A 16,242-nucleotide genomic window follows, 5' to 3' on the forward strand; every position below is an offset into this window, starting at 1 on the left:
ACGGTGACGCCCCATATCATCGCTTTTCATGGGAGAGGTCCGCTTGACCAGCGCAGACACCGACCGGAGCCTCGATCAGGCCTCCGGCAAGGTTTCCAACAGCAAGAAGGAGCCGGGCGGCGAGCCCGCCGCGAAGGGGGAGAACCGCAGGGGGAGCGCCTCGTCGAGGCGCAGCGCCGCCTTCGCGGTCTGGTACCTGCGGGCCGTCACCTTCGTGAACTTCCTCAGCGCGGTGTGGCTTTCGCTCGGGCAGGACCTGCGCCGGCACAACACCGCCGACTTCTACACCCCGTACCTGCTGACGGCCGGGTTCGCCTCCGGGCTGTTCTCGCTGCTGCTGGCGGTCACGATGGGCCGCCGCAAGCGGGCCGCGTGGATCCTGAACCTGGTGGTCAGCGGCATGCTGCTGCTGGCCTTCGCGGTCGCCGCCTTCGCCCCCTGCACCAGCGGTGACGTCAACCTCTGCTACCCGGAGTTCCGCGACCACGCGCAGAACTGGGTCTCGCTCGCCCTGACGGCCGCCTTCGTCGGCGCGCTGCTGGTGGGCCGGCACGAGTTCTACGCCAAGGGCGACCGCTCCAACCCGAAGCTGGCCACCGTCGTGGCCGCCGTCGGGCTGCTGCTGACCTCACTGGTCGCGGCCCTGCTGGTGGGCGCCACCAACACGGACCCGGACCGCGCCGACGCGACGTTCCTGGCCCGCTGGCGGTACGGCGTGATGCGGCTGGTCACGCTCGCGCCCGACGACAAGGCGTACAACGCGATCACCACGCCCGCCTGGGTGGACGTGTTCATCAACGTGATGTCGATGCTGCTGCTGCTCGCCGTGCTGTTCGCGGCCTTCCGCTCGCGGCGCGCCGTCGACCCGCTCACCCCCGAGGACGAGGAGCGGCTGCGGGCGCTGCTCGCCCGGCAAGGCGACCGCGACTCGCTCGGCTACTTCGCGCTGCGCCGCGAGAAGTCCGTGATCTGGTCCCCCACCGGCAAGGCCGCCGTCACCTACCGCGTCGTCGGCGGCGTCTCGCTCGCCTCCGGCGATCCGATCGGCGACCCCGAGGCCTGGCCCGGCGCGATCGAGCCGTGGCTGGCCGAGGCCCGCGAGCACGGCTGGGTCCCGGCCGTCATGGGCGCCAGCGAGGAAGCCGGACAGATCTACGCGCGGCACGGCCTGGACGCGCTGGAGCTCGGCGACGAGGCCATCGTGGAGACCGACGAGTTCACGCTGGAGGGCCGCGCCATGCGGACCGTCCGGCAGGCCTACAACCGGGTCAAGCGAGCCGGGTACACCGTCCGCATCCGCCGCCACGCGGACATCCCGGCCGAGGAGATGGACGTCCTCCTCCAGCGGGCCGACGACTGGCGCGACGGCGCGACCGAACGCGGCTTCTCCATGGCGCTGGGCCGCCTCGGCGATCCCGACGACGGCCAGTGCGTGATGCTGGAGTGCACCGACGGCAACGGCGACCTGCGGGCCGTGCTGTCCTTCGTGCCCTGGGGGCCCAAGGGCCTCTCGCTCGACCTGATGCGCCGTGACCGCGACTCCGAGAACGGCCTGATGGAGTTCATGGTCATCGAACTCCTGGAACGCTCGAAGGAGATCGGCGTCACACAGGTGTCACTGAACTTCGCGATGTTCCGTTCCGTCTTCGAGCGGGGGTCCAAGCTCGGCGCGGGTCCGGTGCTGCGCATGTGGCGCTCGCTGCTGAGCTTCTTCTCCCGCTGGTGGCAGATCGAGTCCCTCTACCGGGCCAACGCCAAATACCGGCCGATCTGGGAACCGCGGTTCATGCTCTTCGAGAAGAGTTCCGACCTGCTGCGGATCGGTATCGCGGCGGGCCGGGCCGAGGGCTTCCTGGAGGCACCCGGCCTGCCGAAGTGGCTGCACCGCAGACATCTGGAGACGATTCGTTGACGTCGTGGTCGACGGCCCCACTACGGCGGTTCGCCCGCCGTGAGTGGGGCCCCATGTTCTGGACCATCCGGGACGCGCTCGTCCGTGACACCTGGCGGGCGATCCCGATGACCATCGGCGCGGTCTGCCTGACCTCGGTCTTCCAGGTCGTGCAGAACACGTCCTGGGGCTTCCAGCCCGTCCAGAACCTGGGGTCCGTCAAGGCCGTCGACCCCCTGTGGCTCGCGCTGCTGCGCACGCCGCTCTCGCTGTTCGTGCCCGCCCTCGACCTGCCGGTGTGGGGGGCCCTCGCACAGATCCTGCTGGTCTTCGGGATCGCGGAGATCTGCATCGGCTGGTGGCGCACCCTGCTCATCGGCTACGTCGCCACCCTCGCCGGCACCACCTACGCGCGGATCGGCCTCTCGCTGGGGCCCGACCACCCCTTCGGCCTGCCGGTGTCCGACCGGATCGTCAACGACACCGGGCCCTCGGCCGCCGTCGTGGGGCTCGCGATCTACGTCTGCTGGCGCTACCGGGCCTACCTGACCGGCGGTCTGGTGATCCTGGTGATGATCGGCGAGGTGCTGCTCAAGGACAACCTCGCCGGCAAGGAACACCTCGCGGCCATCGCCGCCGTGATGGCCGTGTGCACCGTCCGCGCCCGCCTTTCGGGGGCGCCCGCGCCACCGGGCCGCTGATCCTCGGCGGGCCCTACGCCCCGGTGGCGCCGTACGCGCCGCGGGGCGGTGGGGAACCCGTACCGTATCGGGGTGACGACAGACCTCGGACCCTTCGCCCGCACCCGGCGGTGGACGCGGGCGCACGTGCTCGCCACCGACGCCGTGCTCGCGCTCGGGGCGTTCGTCTTCATGGTCCTCGGGTCCTTCGCCGATCCGCACGGCCCGCACGGGCCCACCTTCGGCACCCGCGCCCCCGAACCCTTCTCCCTGGTGCTGATGCTGCTCGGCGCGGCCGCCCTGGTGCTGCGGCGCCGCAGTCCGCGCGCCGTACTGGCGGTGACCTGCGGGCTGTCGATGCTGGAGCTGACCACCGGGGAGCCGCGGGCGCCCGTCGCGATGTGCGCGGTGATCGCCCTGTACACGGTCGCCGCGCGCACCGACCGCCCCACGACCTGGCGGATCGGGGTGCTGACGATGGCCGGGCTGACCGGGGTCGCCATGCTGGCGGGACCGCTGCCCTGGTACGCGCAGGAGAACCTCGGCATCTTCGCCTGGACCGGGATGGCCGCCGCCGCCGGTGACGCGGTGCGCAGCCGGCGGGCCTTCATCGACGCCATGCGCGAGCGGGCGGAGCGGGCCGAGCGGACCCGCGAGGAGGAGGCCCGGCGGCGGGTCGCCGAGGAGCGGCTGCGCATCGCCCGGGACCTGCACGACGTGGTGGCCCACCACATCGCCCTGGTCAACGTCCAGGCGGGGGTGGCCGCGCACGTCATGGACAAGCGGCCCGACCAGGCCAAGGAGGCCCTCGCGCACGTCCGCGACGCCAGCCGCTCCGCGCTGAACGAGCTGCGCGCCACCGTCGGGCTGCTGCGGCAGTCGGGCGATCCGGAGGCGCCGACGGAACCCGCGCCGGGGCTGGCCCTGCTGGAGGAACTGCTGGACACCTTCCGGCACGCCGGGCTGCCGGTACGGGTGCTCCTGGAGCTCGGGACGGACACCGGGCCGCTGCCGTCCGCCGTGGACCTGGCGGCGTACCGGGTCATCCAGGAGGCACTGACCAACGTCCGCAAGCACGCCGGGCCGGGGGCGAAGGCCGAGGTCAGCGTGGTGCGGGTGGGTGCCTCGCTGGAGGTGACGGTGCTGGACGACGGGGGCGACTCGGCCGACTCCGCCCCCGGAGCGGCCGATCCGGGCGGCGGGCACGGACTGCTGGGCATGCGGGAGCGGACGGGCGCGCTGGGCGGCTCCTGCTTCACCGGGCCGCGCTACGGGGGCGGCTACCGGGTCCACGCGATCCTCCCGGTCGTCTGACGCCGCCCCCGGCCGGACCCGGCCCCCGCGCCGCTGCCGCCGCTAGCAGGACTTGCGCCAGGGGCCGAGTTCGAGCTTCTTCTCCAGGGAGCTGAGCTTCAGCTCCTTGGAGCGGGCGCAGAACCGGTCCGTGGACAGCTCGTACTCGACGTGGAAGACGGCCTTGTCCGCCCGGACGAACGGGGTGAGCTCGTCGCACTCGTGGTACTGGGCGCACTGCTCGTTGACCGCGAAGTCGTAGTCGCCGACCAGCTGCGGGATCTGGTCGAGGTCGTTCTTGAGGCCGACGGCCAGCCCCCGGTCGTGGGCGAGCTTGGCGATCATCCGGTTGAACTTCAGCTGGTCGTCGGCGGTGACGGGGAAGCCCGACTCGTTGCGGTAGGCGTCCATGTTGTCGGGTTCGACGGCGTCGAAGCCCTTGTCGCGGCACATGTCGAAGCGCTTGCCCATCAGCCGTTCGAGGTCCGCCAGGCGCCGGACGTCGAGCCAGCGTTCGCCCTTCCAGCCGTTGCCCTTGCCGAGCATGTCCCCGGGGAAGTCGCCGGAGTCGGGGCGGAAGTCCTCCCAGGCGCCGGTGGAGACGTAGCAGATGGTGCGGCGGCCCGCCCGCTTCAGGGCGGCGACCTGCTCCTGGCTGGTGTTGAACCCGTCGACGTCGTACACGGGCACGTCGAAGGAGGTGTCCAGCTTCCCGCTGAGCTGCCACTGCCAGGCCGTGCCGGGCTTCGGCTGCCAGCGCTCCCCGGGAGCCGGGGCCGGGGTCGGGGCCCCGGTGGGTCCGGGCTCGGGCGTCCCGTCGTCGTCGTCGGAGTCCGACGAGCAGCCGGTGAGCAGCAGCAGGGCGAAGGCGGCGAGCGCCGCCGCCGCGGTGGTGGTGGTCTTCATCCGGCCGCCTCCAGGGCGTACGGGAGGGTCCCCCACGGGTGCGCGCCCGTTCCGGGGACCGCGCAGTACACCCCGGCCCCGCGTTCCGCCGCGAGTTCGGCGGCCGGCGCGCCGGGCGGGACCGCGTACACGAGGTGGCAGAACGTCCGGGCGGGGTGGTCGGCGGTCCAGGCGGGCGGGGTGGCCGCCGCGTCCCGGTAGGCGTCCCAGGGTCCCTCGAAGGTGACGAGCAGGTCGGCGAGCCCGGCGTACCCGGGGTGCGGGTGGACGCCGTGGTTCAGGACGAGCGTACGGGCTCCGGCGGCCCGGGCGGAGACGGCCAGCCGGCCGTAGTGGCCCAACAGTTCGGGCTCGGCAGCGGCCTGGTCGAGGAACGCCCCGTCGGTGTCGTACCAGTCGCGGTGGCGCAGCAGGTCCCGCACCACCTCCGCGTGCGGGCGGCGCCCGTAGTCGGTGTCGGCGTACCCGAGGACGGCCACGCCCGCCCCGCGCAGCCGGGCGGCGACGGCGGCGAACCGCTCGTCGGGGGCCCGGCCCGGCCCGCTGTCGGGGTTGAGCACCACGGAGTGCAGCCGGCCGGCGCAGCGGATGAGCCGCTCCCACTCCTCGGGGCGGTCGGCGGGGTGCTCGTACAGGGGCACCAGCAGCATGGGGTCCTTCTCCTCGTACGGGGACGGGCGGGCGGGAATCGGCGGGCGGGAATCGGCGGGGGAGGGATCACCGGTGGGCGGTCGCCCGGCCGAGGAGCAGGCAGACCAGGACGGCCAGGGCCGCGGCGGCGCCGCCCGCCACCACCAGCTGGACGAGCCGGGGCGCTCCGACCCCGACGAGCAGGGCCAGGCTCTGCGCGACGGCGGCGCCCGCGCAGACCACGGCGGCGGGCCGGACCGCGCCGAAGGACTGCAGGAGCAGCCCCGTCCACATCACCGCGCCCAGCAGCAGCAGGGTCGCGACGCGCACCCCGGACAGGGCGGGGGCGTGCGGCCACAGCAGGGTCCCGGTGAGGCCGAGGGCCAGCAGCACCGTCAGGTAGCAGGCGAGGCAGCCGGCCAGGGTGGAGAGCATCCGGCGCCAGAACGCGCCGGGCGAGCGGGCCGCCCGCAGCCCGGCGAGGCTGCCGCTGCGGAAGCGGTGCAGCAGCCACTCGGCGGGGCCCATGCTGAGGGTCAGGGCCACCGCGCTGGGTGCGGCGACCGCCTCGGCCGGGCCGCCGGAGAGCACCTCCCCGAGGGCGGCGTACAGCACCAGCAGGCCGGTCCCGAGGCCGAAGACCCCGTAGGGCACCGAGTCCCCGATCCGGGGGCCGCGCCGGGCGTGGTCCTCCTCGGCGCCGCGCAGCATCCGCCAGCGCACCGGGCCGCCCTCGCCGTGCCGGTGCCGGATCCGGGCGCGGAGCCGCCGGGCACCGGCCCGCAGGCCCGCGGCGAGCGGGAGTTCGCGCAGGGCGAGCGTGCAGGCGGCCAGCAGCGACAGGACCAGCAGCGCCGCCCGTACCGGTACGGGCAGGTCCACGGCGAGGGAGAGCAGCGCGCCGGCGGCCATCGGGGCGAGGGCCGCGAGCAGCACCCGCTCGCGGCCGAGCACCAGCAGCACGGTGGCGGCCCCCACGTACAGGGCCTGGCCGGCGGCGAAGGCGTACGAGAACGGCGGCCCGCCGGGGACGGCGAGTGCGGCGGCGGTGCCCAGCAGCGCCCCGGCGGGCGCTCCGGCGAGCAGGGTGCGCCGGGCGGCGGCGCGGTCGCCGAGGCCGAGCCAGGAGTAGGCGCGGTGGGACAGGGTCTGGTCCCACACCCAGCCGATGAGGGCCCCGGCGAGCAGGGTCAGGGTCCCGGCGGGCAGTCCGAGCCGGTCCTGGGGGCCTTCGAGGAGCGGGGCGCCCAGGACGTAGGCGAGGCCGGGCAGGGCGAAGATCACCCCGCGCAGCAGGCAGGCGGTGAGGGGGACCTTCCAGGGGTCGGGGACCCGGTCGGGTTCGGGGAAGGCCCGCGGCACCCGGGCGTAGAGCTCCTCGGCGAGGTCGAAGGAGTCGCGGCGGCCGTAGGTGAGGCGGATGTACTCGTCGTTCATCCCGTCGGATTCCAGGACGGCGGCGATCTCGTCGGGGTGGACGGCCGCGGCGACGAGGGCGTCGAGGCGCTCGGCGAGTTCGTCCATGGGGTCGGCGGCGGGCGCCGCCCCCGTGCGCTGACGGGGGCGGGGGACGGCGGGGAGGGTGCCGGCGGCCGCCGCGCCGGTGGTGGCGCGGGCGGCGGCGGACGCGTGGCCGGTGGCGGCGGCGTGGCCGAGGTGCACCCAGCCGCCCTCCGGTCCGGGGGGCCTGAGCCAGAGGGAGCCGCTCACCACAGGCTCCCGTCGGCGGCGAGTTCGCGGTACCAGGGGTCCGCGAGCCGCTGGGTCCAGTCGTCGCCCTCGCGCACGGGCAGGACCGGCTGGCCGGCGAGTTCCCGGTAGATGTGCCGGAAGCCGTCCACGGACTGGTGCAGGGTGAACTTCTCGACCACCCGCGCGCGGGACATCCGGCCCAGCTCGGCGCGGCGTCCGTCGTCGCGGAGCAGGGCCAGGGCGGCGCGGGCCATGGTCTCGGGCTCGCGGGGCGGGACGACGAGCCCGGTGTCCCCGACGGCCTCGCGCACGCCCCCGACGTCGGTGGAGACGGTGGTGCGGCCGCAGGACATGGCCTCGATGATGCTGAACGGGAAGCCCTCGCTGATGGAGGACAGCATCACGACGCTGCCCGCCGCATAAGCGTCGGCGACGCGCTCGATGCGGCCCTCGAAGGTGATCCCGTCGCCCACGCCGAGCTCGGCGGCGAGCTTCTCCAGGCGCAGCCGGTACTCCTCGCAGCCCGCCGGGACCGGGCCGAACAGGCGCAGGCGCAGGGCGGGCAGCTCCCGGCGCATGAACGCGTAGGCCCGGATCAGGGTTTCGAGGTCCTTGATCGGGTCGATGCGGCCGCACCAGCTGAGGGTGGGCACCTCCGGTTCGGGGCCGGCCTCGGGGAAGGCGTGCGGATCGACGCCGTTGTAGACGGTGCGGATCCGGGCGGAGTCGGCTCCTCCGCGCTCCTCCCAGCGGCGGTTGTACTGGTTGACCGGGGTGATCAGGTCGGCCTGCCGGTAGCCCTCGGAGTTGAGCTCCCGGTAGAAGCCCAGCATCAGGGCCTTGACGGGCCAGCGCTGGGCGGCGGTGCGGTAGCCGAGGTAGCGCTCGCGCAGGTAGATGCCGTGCTCGGTGAGGAGGAAGGGCACCTTGTCGAGGCGTTTGGCGGCGAGCGCCGGGAGGGTGGCCAGACCGCTGCTCACCGCGTGGGCGACGCTGTCCGGCGGGATCCGCACGGCCAGCGGGCGCAGGGCGTGTTCCAGCAGGTCGGTGGCGGTGAGCGCGTCGTGGATGGTGGGCGCGGCCCCGGCGGTGACCAGGCCGGGACGGGTCCACACGGCCATCAGCAGGCGCAGCACCGACTCGGAGCGCAGCGCCGGGGCGAGCCGGCCGGCCCGGGCCAGTGCGGCGAATTCGCCGAGGACCTCGGAGAACCCGCCGTGGGCGGGGTCGATCAGCGACAGCAGGAAGGTTTCGTAGAGGGCGTCGAACCCGCGGCGGGCCTTGCCCCGCAGGACGGAGCGGCGGGTCCGGGAGGGCGGCGGGCCCCAGAGCGGGAAGGCGGTGTGCCGGTAGACGTTGCGCGGGAGGTCCCAGGTGACCGGCTCGCGTCCGGAGCCGGTCAGGGCTATGACGTTGAAGTCGACTTCCGGCATGCCGCGGACGAGTTGGTCGCACCAGGTGCTGACGCCCCCGTGAACGTGTGGATAGGTGCCTTCGGTGAGCATGGTGACATGACGCCCATGGCTCATGCGGTGTGTCCCCCCAGGACGGAAAAGGGGCCGGCGCCCGTGGGTTCGCGGAGCGCCGGCGCTAGGTGGAACGTGGTGGCCTACTGGCGGTTCGGCCGCGGCCCGGTCAGGCGAGCTTCAGGGTGACCGCGGACTGCAGCAGCTCGGGCGAGGACCAGGCGGAACGGGTTCCGGCGTAGGCGGCGCCGAAGTCCGTGGTGCCCAGCAGGAGCTGCTTCTTGGTCCCGTTGGGTGCGGTGATCGGGGCCAGTACGCCGGAGGGCGCCTTGACGGTGACGTCCTTGCCGATCCGGTAGGCGGTGACCTGGTTGTTGGCGACGGCCTTGTCCCAGGCGGCCCGGCGGCCGAGCTCGACGCCGGTGTCCTTCATGCTCTGGTTGACGAGGGGCGCGCTCGGCGCGTACAGCGTGCGGTAGGTGTCGAGGACGGAGTTGAGCACCGGGTACAGGGTGCGGTCCTCGGCGAGGTTGGACTGGTGGACGTAGTGCGGCTTCGGGTCGTTGGCGAGGACGTGGCGCAGGGCGGTCCGTGCCTCGGCCGGGACGATGTAGTCGAGGAACCCGGTGTTCGGGTCGAGCGGGGCCGGCAGGCAGGTGGAGGTCGCCGGGTTGTCCTCGCACAGGCCGCTGCCGCCGTCGGCGCGGCTGGTGTAGATCCAGTTGTACTCGTCGGCCATCTCCGCGTCGGTGCCCGTGTTGTAGTACACGTTCATCGGGTAGCGGGGGACGGTGAGGGCGGCGCCGACGGCCCGCTGATCGGGCTCGCGGGAGTTGTCGCTGCCCGCCCACTTGATCCCGTTGTCGGCGAACGCACCGGCCAGGTTGGGGTTGTCGGTGGGCTGCTGCGGGAGCGTCTTGAGCCCGGAGTGCTCACCGGTGACGATCTCGGTCCGGTCGGTGGTCAGGCCGTGGGAGGCGGCCCAGTTGTTGTTGTCCCGGATCTGGGCGGAGATCTCGGACCGGCTCATCCAGTTCGTCGCGCCCTGGGCGTTCTTCGTGCAGGTCCAGGGGCTGACGGAGACGTCCTGGGTGCAGCCGAGGAACAGATGGGTGTAGGTGTGGTTCATCCAGCGGTACTTGGCCTTGTCCGCGAGGAGCTGCGCGGTCAGGGCGTCGGTACCGCCGTTCTCGGCCTTCCACTCCTCCCCGGCCCCCGCGTTGAAGAGCATGTCGAGCTTGAAGTTCTTGCTCGTCTGCCACTGCGCCGCGTACTGGGCGTCGGCGGCGGTCATGCGGATCGTGCTCTCCTTGCCCTCGCCGCCCGCACAGGCGTAGTCGCCGGGCGTGCAGTTGAGGGTCTTGTCCCAGCGCGCGTCCGGGGCGAAGACGTCGTCGACGTGGACCGCGAAGTAGTTGCGCTCCTGGCCGAGGTGGACGCCCTGGGTGAGCCATTCGACGATGCCCCGGGCCAGCAGCCGGAACTGCTGCTGGTACTGGTTGTACCCGAAGGTGACGACCAGTTCGCTGCGCCCGTCGTGGGTGTACTCGCCGACGAGCGAGGCCCGTTCGGAGCTTCCCGGGACGGGGGCGTCGAGGAAGCTGGTGTAGCCGGTGCGCGGCTTCGCCATGAACCCGTAGCTCTCCGGGACCAGCGGCGAGTTGTCCTCGAAGGCGACCTGACCCCCCAGGTAGCCGAACGGACCCGTCTTGCCGGCGGCCGTGACGGCGGCCTGCGTGCCGTCGAGGGTGCCCCCGTAGCCGCCGTTGTCGGTGTACTCCAGGCCGACCTCGGGGTGCGCCCAGGTGTAGGCGTCGACCTGGCGGATCCCGTACGTCGTCTCGTACGCGGTGAGTGCGGCGAGTTCGGCGGAGCCCGCTGGGAACGGGCTCTCGTTCGGCAGTACGACCCCCTGGAACTTGGCTCGCGGACGGCCGGAGACCGTGTCGCTGAGGAACGCCGCGTTGATCACGGGGCGGCTGGAGCTGCCCAGGTCGACGCGGGTGTACGGGACTCCGGTGTCGCGGAGCTCCGCGATGAGCGCCTGGACCGAGCTGCCGCCGTCGTCGACGACGAGCACCCTGAGGTCGATCCGCGGTGTCACTGCGGTGGCCGCTGCCTGGGCGTGCGCAGCGGGTACGGCGACGGACACCAGGGCTGCGGCCGCCATCGCGGCGGCGACCCTGTTCATCCGGTTCTTGTTGACCATTTCGGCCTTCCCCCCGCAGGCCATCCCTCGGAACGGCCCTTGGCGGACGGCCGGGCCGGGGAGGCTCTGTGGAAATCATGCAAAAGGACCCCGCGTCCCCTTGCGAGAGTGGCTCGAGTCTCTCGGACCTCGTCAGGTCTACGAGGCAAACCTGGAGCAGAGTCCACAGATGGGTGAACCTGATGCCGTATTGATCGAACAACTTGACAAACCTTCGAGTGACGTACGGACGAGTACGTGCGCGTAGGCTCATTTCCGGCGGCCGCCGGGCCCGAATACGATCGCTGCGGAGCGGCCGGAGATCCCGACGTGTCCACACCGACCACACACACAAACGGAAGCGAGACTTCACCACCGTGACTGCTCTGACTCTCAGCACTGCCGGCGCGGCGACCCTGCGCGCCGACGCCCTCGTGGTCGGCGTGGCCAAGGGCCCCAAGGGGCTCCTCGTGGCCGCCGGCGCCGAGGCCGTGGACAAGGCCTTCGACGGAAAGCTCGCCGCCGTGCTCGACGCGCTCGGTGCCTCGGGCGCCGAAGGCGAGACCACCAAGCTGCCCGCCCCGGCCGGCCTCAAGGTCCCGGTCGTGCTGGCGGTCGGCCTGGGCTCCGCACCCGAGCAGGACGAGTCCTTCGACGAGGAGGCACTGCGCCGCGCCGCCGGCGCCGCCGCCCGCGCCCTGCACGGCGCGAAGAAGGCCGGCTTCGCCCTGCCCCTGGACGACGCCTCCGCCGTCACCGCCGTGGCCGAGGGCGCGCTGCTCGGCGCGTACGCGTTCACCGCCTACCAGGGCGGCGAGAAGAAGGCCGCCAAGGGCTCCGGCCCGAAGCTGCCGCTGGCCGAGGTCGCGCTGCTGGGTGCCAAGCCGCGCGACAAGGAGCACAAGGCCGCCGCCGAGCGCGCCCAGGTCGTCGCGACCGAGGTCAACATCGCCCGTGACCTGATCAACACCCCGCCGAACGACCTCACCCCCGAGGCCTTCGCCGCCGTGGCCGCCGCGGCCGCCAAGGAGAACGGCATCAAGGTCCAGGTCCTGGACGAGAAGGCCCTGGTCAAGGGCGGGTACGGCGGCATCATGGGCGTCGGCAAGGGTTCCGAGAACCCGCCCCGCCTGGTGAAGCTCTCCTACACCCACGCCAAGGCGGAGAAGACCCTCGCCTTCGTCGGCAAGGGCATCACCTACGACTCCGGCGGCATCTCCCTGAAGCCGGCCGGTCACAACGAGACGATGAAGTGCGACATGGCCGGCGCCGCCGCCGTCTTCGCCTCCGTCGTCGCGGCCGCCAAGCTGGGCCTCCAGGTCAACGTCACCGGCTGGCTCGCGCTCGCCGAGAACATGCCCTCCGGCTCCGCCACCAAGCCCGGTGACGTGCTGCGCATGTACAGCGGCAAGACCGTCGAGGTCCTCAACACCGACGCCGAGGGCCGGCTGGTCCTGGGCGACGCGCTGACCAAGGCCTCCGAGGAGGCCCCGGACGCGATCGTCGACGTCGCCACCCTGACCGGCGCCATGGTGCTGGCGCTGGGCGACCGCACCTTCGGGATCATGGCGAACGACGACGCCTTCCGCACCTCGATCCACGAGATCGCGGAAGAGGTCGGCGAGGCCTCCTGGCCGATGCCGCTCCCCGAGGACCTGCGCAAGACCATGGACTCCCCCACCGCCGACATCGCCAACATGGGCGTCCGGATGGGCGGCGGTCTGGTGGCCGGCCTCTTCCTCCAGGAGTTCGTCGGCGAGGGCATCACCTGGGCCCACCTCGACATCGCGGGCCCCGCCTTCCACGAGGGCGCCCCGTACGGCTACACCCCCAAGGGCGGCACCGGCTCGGCCGTCCGCACCCTGGTCCGGCTCGCCGAGCGCACCGCGACGGGCGACCTGGGCTGACCCCGCCGCCGACGTACCACCTGCTGAGACGCTCCTCGTGAGCCGTGACGGCGCCCCGGGATCCCGATCATGGGACCGGGGCGCGTTCGCTCTGGACGAAACCTGGAGGATCAGTAGGTTCCTACGCCGCGGTAACCCGGACTTCGGGCAGAACGACCGTCCACACCCGGGGCCCGGCGTCCCGCGTTCCCCCGACAAATGCGAAGATGGGTTCTCGGCAGGACAGGGCCCCCACCACAGGGCCGAAGAAACAAGCGGCCGATTACCAGCCGCCGCCCCGGTCACAGAGGACCGGTGCCCGGCGCACATGCATGGAGGACGTGACGTGGCGAACGACGCCAGCACCGTTTTCGACCTAGTGATCCTCGGCGGTGGCAGTGGCGGTTACGCCGCGGCGCTCCGCGCATCCCAGCTGGGTCTCGACGTTGCGCTGATCGAGAAGAACAAGCTCGGCGGCACCTGCCTGCACAACGGCTGCATCCCCACGAAGGCTCTGCTCCACGCCGGCGAGGTCGCCGACCAGGCCCGCGAAGCCGGACAGTTCGGTGTCAAGGCCTCTTTCGAGGGCATCGACATCGCCGGTGTGCACAAGTACAAGGACGAGGTCGTCTCCGGCCTCTACAAGGGCCTTCAGGGTCTGGTCGCCTCCCGCAAGGTGACGTACATCGAGGGTGAGGGCCGCCTGTCCTCCCCGACGTCCGTCGACGTCGACGGCCGGCGCGTCCAGGGCCGCCACGTCCTGCTGGCGACCGGCTCCGTGCCGAAGTCGCTGCCGGGCCTGGAGATCGACGGCAACCGCGTCATCTCCTCGGACCACGCGCTGGTCCTGGACCGCGTGCCCGAGTCCGCGATCATCCTGGGCGGCGGCGTCATCGGCGTCGAGTTCGCCTCGGCGTGGAAGTCCTTCGGCACCGACGTCACGGTGATCGAGGGCCTCAAGCACCTCGTCCCGGTCGAGGACGAGAACAGCTCCAAGATCCTGGAGCGCGCCTTCCGCAAGCGCGGCATCAAGTTCAACCTCGGCACCTTCTTCGAGAAGGCGGAGTACACCGAGACCGGCGTCCGCGTCACGCTCGCGGACGGCAAGACCTTCGAGGCCGAGGTGCTGCTGGTCGCCATCGGCCGCGGCCCGGTCTCCCAGGGTCTGGGCTACGAGGAGCAGGGCGTCGCGATGGACCGCGGCTACGTCCTGGTCGACGAGTACATGCAGACCAACGTGCCGACCGTCTCGGCCGTCGGTGACCTCGTCCCGACCCTCCAGCTCGCGCACGTCGGCTTCGCCGAGGGCATCCTGGTGGCGGAGCGTCTGGCCGGCCTGAAGGCCGTTCCGATCGACTACGACGGCGTCCCGCGCGTCACGTACTGCCACCCCGAGGTCGCCTCCGTCGGCATCACCGAGGCCAAGGCCAAGGAGCTGTACGGCGCGGACAAGGTCGTGGCCCTGAAGTACAACCTGGCGGGCAACGGCAAGAGCAAGATCCTCAAGACCGCGGGCGAGATCAAGCTCGTCCAGGTCAAGGACGGTGCCGTGGTCGGCGTCCACATGGTCGGTGACCGTATGGGCGAGCAGGTCGGCGAAGCCCAGCTGATCTACAACTGGGAAGCCCTGCCCGCCGAGGTCGCGCAGCTCATCCACGCGCACCCGACCCAGAACGAGGCTCTCGGCGAGGCCCACCTGGCCCTGGCCGGCAAGCCGCTTCACGCACACGACTAATCCACAGTCACGGGCGCGACGACCACTTCCGCACTTTCGTTAGGAGCAACAGAAACCATGTCGGTTTCCGTAACCCTTCCGGCGCTCGGTGAGAGCGTCACCGAGGGCACTGTCACCCGCTGGCTGAAGGCCGAGGGCGAGCGCGTCGAGGCCGACGAGCCGCTGCTCGAGGTCTCGACCGACAAGGTCGACACCGAGATCCCCTCCCCCGTCTCCGGCATCCTGGCCTCCATCAAGGTCGCCGAGGACGAGACCGTCGAGGTCGGCGCCGAGCTGGCCGTCATCGACGACGGCTCCGGCGATGCGGCTCCGGCCGCCGAGCCGGCCGCCGCCGAGACCCCGGCGGCCCCGGCGGCCCCGGCCGCCGAGGCCCCCGAGGCTCCGGCAGCAGCTCCGGCCGCGGAGGCGCCCGCCGCCGACGCCGCCCCCGCCGGTGCCGCTTCCGGCACCGACGTCGTGCTCCCCGCACTGGGCGAGTCCGTCACCGAGGGCACCGTCACCCGCTGGCTGAAGCAGGTCGGCGAGTCCGTCGAGGCCGACGAGCCGCTGCTCGAGGTCTCGACCGACAAGGTCGACACCGAGATCCCCGCCCCGGTCGCCGGCACCCTGCTGGAGATCCTGGTCAACGAGGACGAGACCGCCGAGGTCGGTGCCCGTCTGGCCGTCATCGGCGTCGCGGGTGCGGCTCCGGCCGCCGCCCCGGCCCCGGCCGCCGCCCCGGCAGCCCCGGCCCCGGCTCCGGCCGCTCCGGCTCCCGCCGCGGCTCCGGCTCCGGCCGCTCCGGCTCCGGCCCCCGCGGCTCCGGCCGCTCCGGCTCCGGCCGCTCCGGCCCCCGCCGCTGCTCCGGCTCCGGCCGCCGCTCCGGCTCCGGCCGCCGCCGCGCCCGCCGCCCCGGTTTCCGCCGGTGACGAGGGCGCGTACGTGACCCCGCTGGTGCGCAAGCTCGCCTCGGAGTCCGGCGTCAACCTGTCCACGGTCTCGGGCACCGGCGTCGGTGGCCGCATCCGCAAGCAGGACGTCCTGGCCGCCGCCGAGGCCGCCAAGGCCGCCGCTCCGGCTCCGGCCGCCGCCGCTCCCGCCGCCAAGGCCCCGGCCGCCGCGGTCTCCGAGCTGCGCGGTCAGACCGTCAAGATGACCCGCATGCGCAAGGTCATCGGCGACAACATGATGAAGGCCCTGCACTCGCAGGCGCAGCTCAGCTCCGTGGTCGAGGTGGACATCACCAAGATCATGAAGCTGCGCGAGAAGGCCAAGGCCGGCTTCCTCGCCCGCGAGGGCGTCAAGCTGTCCCCGATGCCGTTCTTCGTCAAGGCCGCGGCCCAGGCGCTGAAGGCCCACGCGGTCGTCAACGCCCGGATCAACGAGGACGAGGGCACCATCACCTACTTCGACTCGGAGAACATCGGCATCGCCGTGGATTCCGAGAAGGGCCTGATGACCCCGGTCATCAAGGGTGCCGGTGACCTCAACCTGGCGGGCATCTCCAAGGCCACCGCCGACCTGGCCACCAAGGTCCGCGGCAACAAGATCACGCCGGACGAGCTGTCGGGCGCGACCTTCACCATCAGCAACACCGGCTCGCGCGGTGCGCTGTTCGACACGGTCATCGTGCCCCCGAACCAGGTCGCCATCCTGGGCATCGGCGCGACGGTCAAGCGCCCGGTGGTCATCGAGACCGCCGAGGGCACGAACATCGGCATCCGCGACATGACGTACCTGACCCTGTCCTACGACCACCGCCTGGTGGACGGTGCGGACGCGGCCCGGTACCTGGGCGCCGTCAAGGCGATCCTGGAAGCCGGCGAGTTCGAGGTCGAGCTCGGCCTGTAAGGCCCCGCGCGCAGCCCCTGCTGCCGCTCGCGGCGCCCCCGCCCG

General features: G+C 72.5%; 11 protein-coding genes. 6 read left to right on the top strand and 5 right to left on the bottom strand.

All coding sequences use genetic code 11. The features are described from left to right. Window positions 1-28 precede the first annotated feature (28 nt). The 3 genes from ACGFXC_RS22200 (at window position 29) to ACGFXC_RS22210 (ending at window position 3,885) form a co-directional block, all read left to right on the top strand. Window positions 29-1,912, top strand: a complete 1,884-nt coding sequence (locus ACGFXC_RS22200; protein ID WP_393715256.1) for a phosphatidylglycerol lysyltransferase domain-containing protein — start codon at window positions 29-31, stop codon at window positions 1,910-1,912. Between the two features lie 53 nt (window positions 1,913-1,965). Continuing rightward, window positions 1,966-2,592 carry a hypothetical protein gene (locus ACGFXC_RS22205; protein ID WP_393715258.1) on the top strand — a complete coding sequence of 209 codons (627 nt, stop codon included), beginning with the start codon at window positions 1,966-1,968 and terminating at the stop codon, window positions 2,590-2,592. A 72-nt stretch (window positions 2,593-2,664) separates the two neighbouring features. After that, window positions 2,665-3,885 carry a sensor histidine kinase gene (locus ACGFXC_RS22210; RefSeq protein ID WP_393715259.1) on the top strand — a complete coding sequence of 407 codons (1,221 nt, stop codon included), beginning with the start codon at window positions 2,665-2,667 and terminating at the stop codon, window positions 3,883-3,885. Between the two features lie 42 nt (window positions 3,886-3,927). Here the strand turns inward: ACGFXC_RS22210 and ACGFXC_RS22215 are convergent, their stop codons facing one another. The 5 genes from ACGFXC_RS22215 to ACGFXC_RS22235 form a co-directional block, all read right to left on the bottom strand. Further along, a complete protein-coding gene (locus ACGFXC_RS22215) occupies window positions 3,928-4,770 on the bottom strand; it encodes an endo alpha-1,4 polygalactosaminidase (protein ID WP_393715261.1) in 843 nt (280 codons plus the stop codon). Then, window positions 4,767-5,420, bottom strand: a complete 654-nt coding sequence (locus tag ACGFXC_RS22220) for a spherulation-specific family 4 protein (protein ID WP_393715263.1) — start codon at window positions 5,418-5,420, stop codon at window positions 4,767-4,769. Before ACGFXC_RS22220 ends, ACGFXC_RS22215 begins: the two co-directional genes overlap by 4 nt. 67 nt (window positions 5,421-5,487) lie before the next feature. Continuing rightward, window positions 5,488-7,110 (bottom strand): hypothetical protein, encoded by a 1,623-nt coding sequence (locus tag ACGFXC_RS22225; protein ID WP_393715265.1) that lies wholly within the window; start codon window positions 7,108-7,110, stop codon window positions 5,488-5,490. Beyond that, window positions 7,107-8,621 (bottom strand): GT4 family glycosyltransferase PelF, encoded by a 1,515-nt coding sequence (gene pelF / locus ACGFXC_RS22230; RefSeq protein ID WP_393715267.1) that lies wholly within the window; start codon window positions 8,619-8,621, stop codon window positions 7,107-7,109. Before pelF ends, ACGFXC_RS22225 begins: the two co-directional genes overlap by 4 nt. A gap of 106 nt (window positions 8,622-8,727) precedes the next feature. Continuing rightward, window positions 8,728-10,767 (bottom strand): hypothetical protein, encoded by a 2,040-nt coding sequence (locus tag ACGFXC_RS22235; RefSeq protein WP_393715269.1) that lies wholly within the window; start codon window positions 10,765-10,767, stop codon window positions 8,728-8,730. Between the two features lie 356 nt (window positions 10,768-11,123). On the opposite strand from ACGFXC_RS22235, the gene ACGFXC_RS22240 reads away from it, so the two are divergent. The 3 genes from ACGFXC_RS22240 to sucB all read left to right on the top strand — a co-directional run bounded on the left by ACGFXC_RS22240 (window position 11,124) and on the right by sucB (window position 16,197). Continuing rightward, complete coding sequence (locus ACGFXC_RS22240) at window positions 11,124-12,653, top strand: leucyl aminopeptidase (RefSeq protein ID WP_393715271.1); 1,530 nt, start codon at window positions 11,124-11,126, stop codon at window positions 12,651-12,653. Between the two features lie 325 nt (window positions 12,654-12,978). Next, window positions 12,979-14,367, top strand: coding sequence for a dihydrolipoyl dehydrogenase (gene lpdA / locus ACGFXC_RS22245; protein ID WP_393715273.1), 1,389 nt, complete (start codon window positions 12,979-12,981; stop codon window positions 14,365-14,367). Window positions 14,368-14,424: 57 nt separating this feature from the next. Then, entirely contained in the window at window positions 14,425-16,197 is a 1,773-nt protein-coding gene (gene sucB, locus ACGFXC_RS22250; RefSeq protein WP_393715274.1) for a 2-oxoglutarate dehydrogenase, E2 component, dihydrolipoamide succinyltransferase, read from the top strand. Window positions 16,198-16,242: the final 45 nt, after the last annotated feature.

The sequence above is a fragment of the Streptomyces sp. NPDC048507 genome, assembly GCF_043199995.1.
Taxonomy (GTDB): domain Bacteria; phylum Actinomycetota; class Actinomycetes; order Streptomycetales; family Streptomycetaceae; genus Streptomyces.